General features: G+C 34.3%; 10 protein-coding genes. 8 read left to right on the top strand and 2 right to left on the bottom strand.

Features of this window, described 5'->3' with window-relative positions; translation table 11 throughout:
* Window positions 1-10 precede the first annotated feature (10 nt).
* From GHT08_RS13110 to GHT08_RS13075, 8 genes are all read left to right on the top strand, one after another.
* Entirely contained in the window at window positions 11-2,518 is a 2,508-nt protein-coding gene (locus GHT08_RS13110) for a glycosylhydrolase-like jelly roll fold domain-containing protein (protein WP_163581840.1), read from the top strand.
* Window positions 2,519-2,522: 4 nt separating this feature from the next.
* Entirely contained in the window at window positions 2,523-3,146 is a 624-nt protein-coding gene (locus GHT08_RS13105; RefSeq protein ID WP_163581839.1) for a rhamnogalacturonan acetylesterase, read from the top strand.
* A gap of 780 nt (window positions 3,147-3,926) precedes the next feature.
* The gene (locus tag GHT08_RS13100; protein ID WP_238343572.1) at window positions 3,927-5,480 is read left to right on the top strand and encodes an extracellular solute-binding protein; all 1,554 of its coding nucleotides are present in this window, start codon (window positions 3,927-3,929) and stop codon (window positions 5,478-5,480) included.
* A gap of 78 nt (window positions 5,481-5,558) precedes the next feature.
* Entirely contained in the window at window positions 5,559-6,512 is a 954-nt protein-coding gene (locus tag GHT08_RS13095) for an ABC transporter permease (RefSeq protein WP_163581837.1), read from the top strand.
* A 37-nt stretch (window positions 6,513-6,549) separates the two neighbouring features.
* On the top strand, window positions 6,550-7,428 hold the full coding sequence (locus GHT08_RS13090) for a carbohydrate ABC transporter permease (protein ID WP_163581836.1): 879 nt from the start codon (window positions 6,550-6,552) through the stop codon (window positions 7,426-7,428).
* 157 nt (window positions 7,429-7,585) lie between these two features.
* Window positions 7,586-8,278, top strand: coding sequence for a DUF1961 family protein (locus GHT08_RS13085; RefSeq protein ID WP_163581835.1), 693 nt, complete (start codon window positions 7,586-7,588; stop codon window positions 8,276-8,278).
* 21 nt (window positions 8,279-8,299) lie between these two features.
* Window positions 8,300-8,941, top strand: coding sequence for a YesL family protein (locus tag GHT08_RS13080; RefSeq protein ID WP_163581834.1), 642 nt, complete (start codon window positions 8,300-8,302; stop codon window positions 8,939-8,941).
* A 22-nt stretch (window positions 8,942-8,963) separates the two neighbouring features.
* The gene (locus tag GHT08_RS13075) at window positions 8,964-10,232 is read left to right on the top strand and encodes a hypothetical protein (protein ID WP_163581833.1); all 1,269 of its coding nucleotides are present in this window, start codon (window positions 8,964-8,966) and stop codon (window positions 10,230-10,232) included.
* A 175-nt stretch (window positions 10,233-10,407) separates the two neighbouring features.
* On the opposite strand, the gene GHT08_RS13070 is transcribed toward GHT08_RS13075, so the two are convergent.
* Together GHT08_RS13070 and GHT08_RS13065 are read right to left on the bottom strand one after the other, a co-directional pair.
* Entirely contained in the window at window positions 10,408-12,570 is a 2,163-nt protein-coding gene (locus GHT08_RS13070; protein ID WP_163581832.1) for a methyl-accepting chemotaxis protein, read from the bottom strand.
* Between the two features lie 262 nt (window positions 12,571-12,832).
* A complete protein-coding gene (locus GHT08_RS13065; RefSeq protein WP_163581831.1) occupies window positions 12,833-13,534 on the bottom strand; it encodes a DsbA family oxidoreductase in 702 nt (233 codons plus the stop codon).
* Window positions 13,535-13,558: the final 24 nt, after the last annotated feature.

Below are 13,558 nucleotides of genomic sequence, written 5' to 3'. Positions count from 1 at the left end.
GGAATGCTAAATGGATAGTTTATATCAGCAGTTTGTAAGTCCATCGTCTGAGTTTTCACCAATGCCATTTTGGTTTTGGAATGATCATTTAGATAAAGAAAAGTTACAAAATCAAATAAAAGATTTTCAAGAAAAAGGAGTAGAAGGTTTTGTTTTACACCCTAGAATAGGTATTCCTGAACAAACAAAATACTTATCAGATGATTTTATGGAATATGTAAAGTTTGCCGTTGAAGAGGCTGATCGGCGGAATATGCATGTTATTTTGTATGATGAAGCGATGTATCCTTCTGGAGCTGCTAATGGCAAAGTTGTTGAAAGAGATCCCACGTTTGCCAGCAGAGGATTATTTGCTAAGGTTATCGATCTATTAGATCAAGCAATGGATGTCCCGTTACAAAAAGATGATCGTCTAGTGGCTGTTTATTTAGCTGAAAAAAATGGAACAGATTCCTATCAGGCTGAACAAATTACATGTCTCTATCCTCTTAATGCACAAGTTGTTCACTTATATGATGAAAAAGTCATGATCTCTGAAGAAGTAATCGAATCTTATTTTCAAGTAAATAGTCGAAAGAAAGAAGATTACTCCTGTATTTTTTTAGTTGAAAGTTATACACAAGGTACAATTAGAGGAATTCATAAGAATCAAGATGACGGGCAATATAAGGCACCACGTTCAACAGATCTCTTAAATCCAGCTGCAGTTAAAGCTTTTATTGAGATTACCCATGAGCGATACAAAGAAGTTGTAGGTGACTATTTTGGAAATACAATTTTCGCAATGTTTACTGATGAACCAGATATCACTGGAAGAAATGCTATACCAGGTTGCTTAGCATGGACTAATGACTTTGAGAAATTTTTATATCATGAAGGCTTACATATAGAAGACTTACCAGGGTTGTTTTTCGATATTGGAGAAAAAACAAAAATAGTAAAGCAAACTTACGAAAAAGCCATTAATAAGAGAATGTTAGAGACATATTATAACCCTATAGCAGAGTGGTGTGACAAAAATAACTTGTTTTTAACCGGACATCCTGCCAAAAGTGATGATATTGGTCTGCTGAAATCATTCAGCATTCCGGGACAGGATGTGGTTTGGAGGTGGGTGGCTCCTGAAAAAGAGAAAGGAGTGACGGGAGAACATTCAACAGCAGCAAAATGTGGTAGTGATGCGGCTAGGCATTATAATCGACGAAGAAATTTGAATGAATATTTAGGTGTTTGTGGTATTGATAATAGTTGGAATCTTTCTGCTTCTGATATGAAATGGTATACAGATTGGTTGGCGGTAAGAGGAGTTAATTTGTTTTGTCCTCATGCTTTCTATTATTCTGTAAAAGGTAGAGAAAGAAGCCATGAACGTCCACCAGATGTTGGTCCGAACAATGTTTGGTGGCCCTATTATAAATATTTCAGTACCTATATAAAAAGGATTAGCTGGCTAATGACTGATAGTGTAAATCAGGCAGAGATAGCAATATTAACGTTAAACAATCATATACCTTGGAAAATGGCAAAGTATTTTTATGAGCATCAAATAGAATTTAATTACTTACATGAATCATTATTTGTTGATCATCAAATAGAAGTCCAAGGTGATCGTCTGCTTGTTGGTCAACAATCATACCATTTAGTAGTGCTGGATAATATGGATTTATCACTATTTAATCCAACTGTTGTGGAAGAATTACAACAGTTTGTTTCAAATGGAGGAAAAGTTTATCAAATAACTGATAATTCAGTCAAAGAAGTTTTACTTGATGTTATTTATTTATCATCAGTTGATAGAAATCAATTAGAAATGCACTTTTCACCTTATCGACATGCAATATTGCAAGGAGAGAGTCACACAATCAGAATGACAAAAATAAAAAAAGCCGGTCGCTTATTTTATTTTATCGTCAATGAAGGTGATGTGCCTTATAAGGGGAACATACAGTTTTCCAATGATCAACCGACAAAAGAATGGAATCCGTGGACAGGTGATGAACAGTCTTTAATAAAAGAGAATGAAAAAGAATATTTGCTAGATCTGTCGAGCCGTGAAGCAATTATTTGGTGTGTGGAAGGTGATACGCCACTTTCTATGCAAAAACGGCCAATTCCCAAGCAAGTGAGGCTTCATCCAAACCTAATTGTACAGGAGAGAGGATGGAATAGGTCGGAATTACGTGATTGGAGTACATGCGAAGATTTAAAATACTATTCTGGTACCATCGAATATCAATATGTATTTGAAAATGAAGGAGATAAATTGGATGAGGTTGTTATCGATTTAGGCACAGTTTATGAAATAGCGGAAGTAACCATTAACCAATCAAAAACAAAAGTCAAAATGTGGGCTCCATATCACCTATCATTTTCAGGGGAACTATTAAAACAAGGTGAAAACTTACTGCGTGTTCGTGTCACTAATAATAGCGCAAATCAAATGGACAAAGAATCATTACGATCAGGGTTAATTGGCCCCGTTAGTATAAAAGGAATATTAAAAAAGAAAAAGGACTGAGGGGATGAAGGCACGATTATTCTTAGCAAGTGACTCAACATGTCAAAGCTATCAGGAGAAAGATGCTCCACAAGCAGGGTGGGGGCAGTACTTATCAGATTATCTGAATGGATATACTGTTTTTAATCACGCAATTGGTGGTCGAAGTACTAGAACTTTTATCGAAGAAGGTAGATTGGAAGTAATCGACAAAGCAATAATTGAAGGAGATTATCTCCTTGTTCAAATGGGTCATAATGATGCCACAAAAGAAAAGCCGGAAAGATATACAGAACCCTATAAAGATTATAAAGAATTTTTAAAGAAATATATAGAGGTTGCAAAGACTAACAAAGCAATACCAATCTTGATAACACCAGTTGCACGTTTTCATTATGTTTCTGGAGAGTTCTTAGCTGACTTTGGCGACTATTGTAATGCAATGAAAGAAGTTGCAGAGCAAGAGGAATGTTCATTAATCGATTTGATGTCGTTAAGTATCAAGCAATTAAGAGAAGTAGGTTTTAATGAAGCAAAAACTTATTATATGGTTGATGTAAATGGAACAGATCATACTCATTTTACTGTAAAAGGGGCAAACCAAATCGCAAAAATAATCGCAGATCAATTACAAATGATTTTAAAATAATATTAACTGTTAAAAAAGATTGGAACAAAGCTTTTTAAGTCATAACAAAATCCGAACGGTAATTCAAATTCTTTAGTTCAGAATTGGATGTCGTTCGGATCTTTCATTTTCCTGTTTAAATAGCTATTAATGCATGTAGGGAGGATAAAATTAAAGTTTTTGAAATAGAGTATACAGATAATCGCTTCTGTTAGCTGTAACTCTGTTTGTGATAAAAAGCTACATGACCTATCAAGACTGGCTGCAGAACAGTATCGGATATACTGAGAAAGATTTTGTTTGACTTATGTCCAATAGTTATAGCACTTTATATATTTCTAAATACTTAGAGAGTTATCTCGCATAATCCTCTTTCATACTTTCAGTAAAATCTTGTAATTTTTTTGTCCAATTGATTAGTCGAATGACATGGAAAAAATTATATGATAATGAAGAACACTATTTTAAAAGATGTAGGTATACAAAAAGTTTATCTAGAGAACTTTTAAGTATAAAACACTTATTTTATGTTGGGCAAAAAAGTATTATATTTTAAAAAAAGTGATAATTTATTGATGTAAACCCATTCATTCCAAAGCTGAGTGGTATTATAAATAAAAAGGACAAAAAATGAATATTGATGGAAAAAATGTAAGCGTTTTATATTTGAAGTAGCGACACACACAAATCCTTTTTAAATTTCAGAAACAGAGGGGGGATCAAAGAGTAAATCATTTTGTGAAATCAACAAGGAGAATGTGGTGGTCGAATATGACAAGGTATATTTCAGGGAGGGTCAAGATGAAATCAAAAATATTTCATTATCTATTAATGGCTTTATTCGTATTTGGTATTTTAGTTGTAGCAGGTTGTAGTGATGATAGTGATACTGCTGGGAATGATACAGGTAGTGATGAACAAACTGGTGATGATTCAGAAAATAATGGCGAAAGCTCTGAAGAAAGAATGGATTTGCGTGTTTTTGTTCCAACCTTCTCTACAGAACCACCAACAGATGATAGTCCAGTATTAAAGGAGATAGAAGATTACACAAATAAAAATATCACAATGGAATGGGTTCCAAATAGTAACTTAGAAGATAAGTTCAATATCACCTTATCATCAGGAGACTTACCACATGTTATGATGATTCCTAATAAATCACCAAGTTTTATTAGTGCGGTAGAAGATGGAGCATTTTGGGAGTTAGGGCCACATTTAGCTGATTATCCTAATTTAGGTCAAGCAAATGAAATTGTCTTGGAAAATAGTTCGATTAATGGAGAAATTTATGGTATTCCTCGTGAACGTGATTTAGGACGTAACGGTGTTATTATTCGTAAGGATTGGTTAGAGAACTTAGGATTAGAAGAGCCAGAAACCATAGATGATTTTTATAATATGTTAAAAGCTTTTAAAGAAGAAGACCCAAATGGAAATGGACAAGATGATACCTATGGTATAGTTGTTTCAAAATATGAAGGTCCATGGGATGTTATGCAAACTTGGTTTGGCGTACCTAATAAATGGGGTGAAGATGAGAATGGCGAATTGTATCCTTACTTTATGGATGACAATTATATGGAAGCATTAAATTTCTTTAAACAGCTTTACGATGAAGGACTTGTTAATGAAGACTTCGCTGTTATGGATCCAGCACAATGGTCTGATCCTGTAGTAGCTGGTGAAGCCGGTGTACAAGTAAACGTGCTTGATGAAGGACACCGTATTGCAGAAAAAATTGTAGATGCTGACCCTGAGAATGATGATCCAATTACTGTAATAAAAGCAGTAGAAGGCCCAACAGGATTGCATAACTTACCAACCTCAGGTTATTCAGGTATGTTAGCAATTTCTAGAACATCAGTTAAATCAGATGAAGAGATGAAACAAGTTCTTGATTTCTTGGATAAAATGAATGATGAGGAAATGCAGATTATGGCAGAAAATGGTATCGAAGGAAAACATTATGACCTAGTAGATGGAGAATATCAATCCAACATTAAGGACGATGCAGGTTTAAAACAAGAAGTAGATGGATTTAACCAAATGCTAATGTATATTCCAGAGGCTAAATCGCATTCAGCAGAAACAACTGCATTACATCAATTAGAAAATGATTTAAAAATAGAAAATGAAGACATTGTTGTAGCTAACCCAGCAGAATCATATATTTCAGAAGTTTACTCTAAAAAAGGCCAGCAGCTTGATGATATTATTAACGATGCTCGTATTAAATATATTGTAGGACAAATTGATGAAGCAGGATTAGAAGAAGAGATAGAGCGATGGAAAAGAAATGGTGGTACAGATTATATAGAAGAAATCAATCAATTACACCAAGCACATCAATAACTATCATTAAAATAGCTTGTAAAAAGCAGGTTTTGTAACCTGCTTTTTACGTCAAATAACAGATTAAGAGGGGATTCGATGGAAAATGTACATGAAAATAAAGTAAATAGTGTCGTTCAAAAAAACAAAAAAAGCAAATGGCAACAAATATTAAAAGAGAAATGGTTATACTTTATGGTATTACCTGGGTTAATTTACTTTATAATATTTAAATATTTCCCAATGTGGGGCATCGTGATAGCTTTCCAGGATTATTCACCATTTCTTGGTGTATGGGAAAGTGAATGGGTTGGTTTTGAACATTTTCATTATTTCTTTACAAATCCCGATTTTTTACGATTATTAAGAAACACTTTTATATTAGCGTTATATGATCTAATATTCTTTTTCCCGGCACCTATCATTCTGTCATTGATGCTGAATGAAATTAGGCTAAGCTTTTATAAACGTACATTGCAAACATTAGTATATGTACCACACTTTATGTCTTGGGTAATTATTGCGAGTATTAGTTATGTATTCTTGACAACTAGTGGTGGTGTAGTAAACGAATTAATATCAAGTGTAGCAGGCAAAGAGATTAATTTCTTGTCAAGTCCAGAATGGTTTAGACCGATGATTATGGGACAAATTATTTGGAAAGAAACAGGTTGGGGTACAGTAATTTTTCTAGCAGCATTAGCAAGTGTTGATCAAGAACAGTATGAAGCAGCTATTGTTGATGGAGCAGGTCGATTCCGTAGGTTATGGCATGTCACATTGCCGGCGATACGAAGCACGATCGTTATTCTATTAATTTTAAGGTTGGGTAACTTCTTAGATACTGGTTTCCAACAAATTTACTTAATGTCTAACTCGTTAAACCGTAGTGTAGCAGATGTATTTGATACGTATGTATACTTCGTTGGTATAACCGAGGGAGCATTTAGTTACAGTACTGCTGTTGGCTTATTTAAGTCAATTGTAGGTATTGTACTGATAGTTGGTGCAGATAGGCTTGCTAAAAAAGCGGGAGAAGGCGGTTTGTTCTAGGATAGTAATAGGAATGGAGTGAAGAGGAGGAATTTATATGCATCGAATGCATAATACTGGTCCCGGAAGAATATTTGACGTGTTTAATCATGTGTTTTTGGCAATTGTTGGAATTGTTACTGTAGTTCCTTTTTTATATGTAATAGCTGGCTCTTTTTCAACAGAATCAGAGCTTGCGACAAGAACATTCTTTTTAATACCAAATGAAATTACAACAGTTGCATATGATTATATATTTTCTACGAATGCAGTAATTCGAAGTTTAGGTATCTCTGTAATTGTAACTGTAATAGGTACCATAATTAGTATGATATTGACATTAACTATGGCATATCCATTATCCAGGAAAAATATGGTTGGTCGTAATTTGGTTTTAAATCTAGTTTTATTCTCCATGTTGTTTAATGGAGGAATGATTCCAACTTATTTACTTGTAAAAAATTTAGGCTTGTTAGATTCTATCTGGGCTCTAATGTTGCCTATGGCTATAAATCCATTTAATTTAATCATCGTAAAGACATTCTTTCAACAACTACCTAAAGAATTGGAGGATTCTTCAAAAATCGATGGCTGCACAGAGTTTCAAACATTTTGGCGTGTCATGTTGCCACTATCTAAGCCAGTGATTGCAACTTTTACTTTATTCTATGCAGTATTTTATTGGAACGATTTCTTCAACGCCTTACTATATTTAACAGATACAACGAAATGGCCAATACAATTATTACTTCAACAGTTAGTAATGGTAGCAAACACTGGATTAGGTGACTTACAAGAAGCATCTCTATATGAGTCACCAGAAGAATCAATTAAATTAGCGGTTATCGTAGTTGCAACTATTCCAATATTATTGTTTTATCCGTTTTTACAAAAGCATTTTGCCAAAGGTGTTATGTTAGGTTCTGTGAAGGGATAATATACAATGGGTTATTATTAACTCGGGCAGAAACTGGACTACGTAAAATTAATTCTGCCCGAGAATAAGAAGGATTAGAACAAATGTCTATCAAGTTGGGTGAGGTAGTTGTTTGTTTCCGTCTTTCTTAAAAATTTTAGTTAGGAGGAAATAGTTAATGAAAAATATAACCTTTGAGGCAGGAGAAATATTATATAAAAATGACTTAACAGGTACAGATTCTGTAACTGATTGGATAAAAGAAGGTCAGGTAAAAACAAGTACTTGGAACAACAAATTACTTTTAGAGAATAGGCTTGATCCAGAGGAATATGGTGATCGTGCACATTGGCTATTATGGTGTCCGATCGAGTTTCCAGATCGAATAATGATCGAATGGGATTTTTATCCTCTAGAAGAACCTGGTCTTTGTATGCTATTTTTTGCTGCAACAGGAAGAAATGATGAAGACTTATTTGATCCATCACTTCCGAAGCGAACAGGCTATTATCCAGACTATCATTCTGGTGCGATAAATACCTTACACTTATCCTATTTTCGTCATAAACATGCAGAAGAACGTGCGTTTCGAACCTGTAATTTACGAAAAAGTCATGGGTTTCATTTAGTAACACAGGCAGCTGATCCATTACCACCAGTAGAGGATGCAAATTATCCCTATCATATGAAATTGATTAAATATGACGAATACGTTCAATTTTCTATTAATAATTTATTAATTCTGGAATGGATAGATGATGGTACTAGCTTTGGTCCTGTTCTACAAGGTGGGAAAATAGGCTTTAGACAAATGGCACCCATGGTTGCTGCATATTCGAACTTATCGATCAAACATGCGATCAAAATATAGCTATAAATGAGGTGGATTGTCATGTTAAATGACGGATTTATCAGTAAATTTTATTACTTTGGAGAAACAGTTTTTCTGTTGTTGTATGTAAACTTCTTATGGATTTGTTTCACAATTCTTGGTTTTATAATTTTTGGGATTGGTCCTAGTACTGTTGCAATGTTTACCATATTTAGAAAATGGTCAAAAGGAGATGATGGAATTCGGATTTTATACATTTTCTGGAAAACATATAAAAAGGAATTTGCACGTGCCAATGGTTTAGGGTTGTTATTGTTAATATTTGGTTATATGTTATATGTGAACTTTAATTATTTACAACTAGACATTGCTTGGTTACAACAACTAAGTAAGATTCTACTAATCATTGCGGCAACTGTATATGGGATTATGTTTATTTACATTTTTCCGATGTATGTACATTATGAAAACAAACTGTTCAATTATTTTAAAAATGCTATTCTTATGGCTATTTATTCACCAATACGAACCATCTACCTCATCGCTGCCTGTTTAACTTTATATTATTTATATTTTCACCTACCAGTATTTATATTCTTCTTTGGAGCAAGCTTATCTAGTTTAGTAATTATGTATATAACATATCGTACATTTTTAAGATTGGAAATTAGGCAAAGTCAACTGCAAGAAAACGAAGCATAAAGTCCTGAAGGGGTGCTAAGAGATGAATACTACAACGAAATCGATAAAACCAAGACTACTAAAAAAAATTAATATCAACCAGGCTGGAGAAAATTGTAAGATGTACCTTGGAGATTTAACAGGGGATGGGAGATTGGATCTATTAATGGTCCAACCGAATGGTGGGATTGATGATAGATATGAGCCACATCAAGTCGAAGCGATGACAGCTTTTAATTTGGAAGGAGATTTATTATGGCAATTAGGTACTCCAAGCCATAATCCTGGTGGGCCAGGAAGTGATTATCCGGTACAGATATATGATATAGATGGAGACGACTACAATGAAGTTCTTTGTATTATGGATCATACTTTTCTTCAGATTGATGGTAAAACAGGAACCATTAAAAAGAAATATCCATTACCTGCAGAACAAGCACATGACTGTATTATCATTGCGAACCTAACAGGAAATAACTTTCCACAAGATATTATTTTGAAGGATAGATATCATCAAATGTGGGCGTTGAACAATCAATGGGAATTATTGTGGACACATGAAGGGAATATTGGTCATTTTCCTTGGGCATTCGATTTTAATAGTGATGGTAAAGATGAAGTAATGGCAGGTTACGATTTTATAAATTCAGATGGCCAATTATTATGGTCTTGTCGTGATTTAGAAGAACATGCGGATTGTATATGGGTAGGGAAAGTTCAAGCAGAAGAGAGCGAAGATCAGATAGTAATTGGTGGAAGTGTGACTGTTTTATATGATTGGCAAGGAAATGAGCGGTGGAGATATAGTGGTTCTATTGAATCACAGCATGTTTGCTTGGGGAATTTTCGACGTGAATTACCGGGCTTACAGATTGCCGGATTGGATAGAATTAAACGTGGTTCTAGTTACTCGGATGGAAAAGACGGGATCTTCTTGTTAGATTCGAATGGAAAAGAAATATGGAAAGAAAATAGGGAAACTGCTGGTTGGTTAACTATCATTGATACCATACATAATTGGGACGATAATGACTTAGATTATATTTTAGCCTATAGACGAGGAGATAATGTATATCCAACCATCTATGATGGTTACAAAAATGTAGTGACAACATTTCCGAAAGATGGCTATTTAGTGTATGGCGATCTCGTTGGAAGTGGAAAAAGTCAGGTTATCATTTATGATCAAACAACTGCCTATGTTTACGCAAGTGAATATGTAGATCTGTCGATTAAAAAGTGGAGAACTCAACAACAGAGTAAGCGATTATATTCTGTTACATTATATCCAGGAGGTGAATATTTAGATTAGCATTTTATTCGAAGAGAATCCCCGAAAATTAATTTTTTGGGGATTCATCTTTTCTATAATTAAAATAAAGATTTTGACGGATCGAATTAGATTGGAAATCTTTTCGAAACAGACAATCAGCTAAGAACTAGCAATCTGGTTTTCTTACTCGATTCATCAACTTGAGCTTCTACTCCTACACCTGAAATTTCTTCATCATTTCTTGTAATTCTTCAGAAAGTTGTTTTAGTTCATCAGAAGTAGTAACTAGCGACTCACTTACTTTTAATTGCTCCTCTGTAGTGGCTGACACTTCTTCACTAATCGCAGAAGACTGTTGTGCTGTTGCACTTACTTGGTGAATGGTCGAAGTTAATACTTCCTGTGAATCTCTTAATTGTTGGATAGATTGGGTAACCTGCTGGATCTTACCAGTAAACGTACCCATACTTTCTCCAACACCATTTAGTATTAATTGTGTATCTTCTGCTTGCGTTACTTGTTCTTTGAAACGAGGTGTAGCTTCTTCTAAAACCTCTAACGTTTCATTAACCTCATTTACGATACCTGTTGTAATTTCTTCCACTTTATCAATCGAATCTTTAGATTGAGTAGAAAGCTTTCTGATTTCATCTGCAACTACTGCGAAGCCTTGACCAGCTTCACCTGCACGTGCAGCCTCAATTGCAGCATTGAGTGAAAGTAAATTCGTTTGCTGTGCAATATTCGTGAGCATTTCCATTACTTGATTGATTTGCTCTGTGCTTTCTTTCAATGTATCTACTTTTTCGACAAGTGCGTTTGTCATTTGTTCGCCGTCTTTTGTTTTGGTTACCAACTCGTCCATTTTTTCTAAACCTTCATGACTTCGCTCTAGCACTTCTACCGCATGATTCTCCATATCACTATTATTTTCGAAGACATTTTCCACTTCATCATGTATGTTGGATGCTAAGGAATTACCTTTTTCAGCTTCATCAGTTAAGCCTGTAGCACCACTAGCAATTTCTTCAGATGCAGCAGCAACTTCTTTCGCTGATTGTGATTGCATTTGAGAAATATCCGTTAATTCTATCGCAGCATGTAATACTTTGTTGGCAGATTCTCTAGTTTGATGCATCATTCCTGAGATATTTTCGAGCATTTCATTAAAGCTTTCTGCCAATTCTCCAATCTCATCCTTGCGAGACGTATGATTCGATCTCACTGTAAGATCACCTTGTTCGGCAGAAGCCATCAAACTGGAAACATCAGCAATTGGCCGAGCAATTGTTTTAACTATTCCGTTTGCAATGATAAGAGAGATAATTAACGATAATAGGATAATACCTGCCGTTACGTAAAAAATAATGGTTGTATCTTTTGTTAATTCTGCTTCAGGGACAGAGCCAACTAAATACCAATCTGTTACTTCAGAATCATGTTGAAAAACGAGTTGCCCATTATCTTCGGTCATGTTCTCTTCAGAATCTACTGCAACCTGGTAAGCATATGGTTGTGTTATTTCTTCGTGATCAAAAGAAAAGACAACTTCATTATTTCGATCTACCATGCTCACTAAGCCTTCTTCACCAAATCTAACATCTTGTAAAGCATCTTCAAATACGGCAGTATCTAATTCAACTATTAAAATATATTCTGTACCACTAATTCTTAACTTTTGTCCAAAAGCAACTTTAGGATCATCAGAGGTACCATTGACCCCTTGCGCTAGACCACCAATCCAGGCAGTCGAACCTTCCGCTTCTACAGCACTCTGATACCAATCAGAACTAAAGACAGTTTCCTCAGGTAGCGTCTCCGAAGAAGAGATTAATCTTTCTTTTTCGGTATGTAACAGATAGAGACTCACATTGTTATCAATCATAGTAATTTGGGTTAGTGCGTCATCAATCGTACTTTTTAAATTGAAATAATCAAAATTATTTGTTTCATCGTAGCGATCTAGTTCGGCTAATGTATTGCTGAAATTATCAGCCATTAAAATTTCTGTTACCCGATCTTTATATTGATTCATCAAATAATCGAGTTTATCTCCTGATTGGACAATTGTTTGTTCGGAAGCTTCTGTAACTTTATCTTTAATAATATTATTAGAGATAAAATAAGAAGCAATTCCAACGATCAAAACACTGATTAGTACTGTTGCTAAAATACTAATTAGAATTTTAGTGCTAATTGAATCTTTTTTAGAAACACTACTATTTTGCAGTACTTGTTGTCCATCTTTAGATTTCTTACTTGGAATTTTTATTTTTAGTTTACTTGTACCTTTGCCTATTTTTTTAGATGTGTTTTGAAATACTTGTTTTGCTTTGTTGAAAGCGCTCTTACTTCTGTGTATAAATTTGTTTGTCATAATCAAATCCTCCGTACTTCTAGTATTATTAGTAAGGGTTTTCATAATTAGTGTAGGTAAATATTCTTGGTGGATAAATGATGTATAATCATTAAGAATTAGTTCAAATAGATTATAACATGTTTTTATTCAATAAACGACAAGAAATAGCAAACTTTTCACCTAACCATTAAATCAGGACTAAAGGACTAAATTTAACACAAAAAAATAGGCTCTGTTCCATTTAAATGGAACAGAGCTATTTTTGCACTATAGCGATGGTTTATTTGCATTGATCACCGTCGCAAAAACTACCTTGTTGAAGGTTTAAATTTTCTAATTGACTATTTTCCTCTTCTGCTACTTTTTCTAATGCTTGCATAAATGTTTCGATAGGTTGGGCGCCAGAAATAGCATATTTTTTGTTGATCACAAAAAATGGAACACCAGTTACCCCTAATTGTTGTGCTTCTGTTTCATCGTGTCTGACAGAATCAGCATGGATTGTTTCATCCTCTAAAATACGTTGAACTTCTTTTTGATCAAAACCAAGCTCATTTGTAATAGATTGAAGTGTTCCTTTATCACTAAGATCTTTTGATAAAGTAAAATATTGATAAAGCATCGTATCGATATATTCTGCCTCGCGGTTCAATGTGCGAGCATATTTACTTAACCGATGCGCATCAAACGTATTACCTGGTTTCATCGTGTCAAAAACAAAATCTAAACCTACAGCTTTTGCTTGTTCACCAATTTGTTGATTAGCTTCTTTTGCTTGATCGATTGTCATATTGTATTTAGCTGCCAAAGATTCATGTATATTTTTCCCTGAATATTTAGCTGCATTTGGATCTAATTCAAAACTTTTATATTGAATCGAAACATCTAAATTCTGTGGAAATCTTTCTAAAGCTTGTTCTAATCTTGTTTTACCAATATAACAAAATGGGCAAACAAAATCGGACCATATTTCAATTTGCATAAAAACACCTCTCTTAAGCTTCTA

It is taken from the genome of Gracilibacillus saliphilus (assembly GCF_010994085.1).
In the GTDB taxonomy this organism is placed as follows: Bacteria; Bacillota; Bacilli; order Bacillales; family Amphibacillaceae; genus Gracilibacillus; species Gracilibacillus lacisalsi.
Note: the sequence above shows the minus strand (reverse complement) of the source record. Positions and strands in the feature narration are given on the sequence as shown.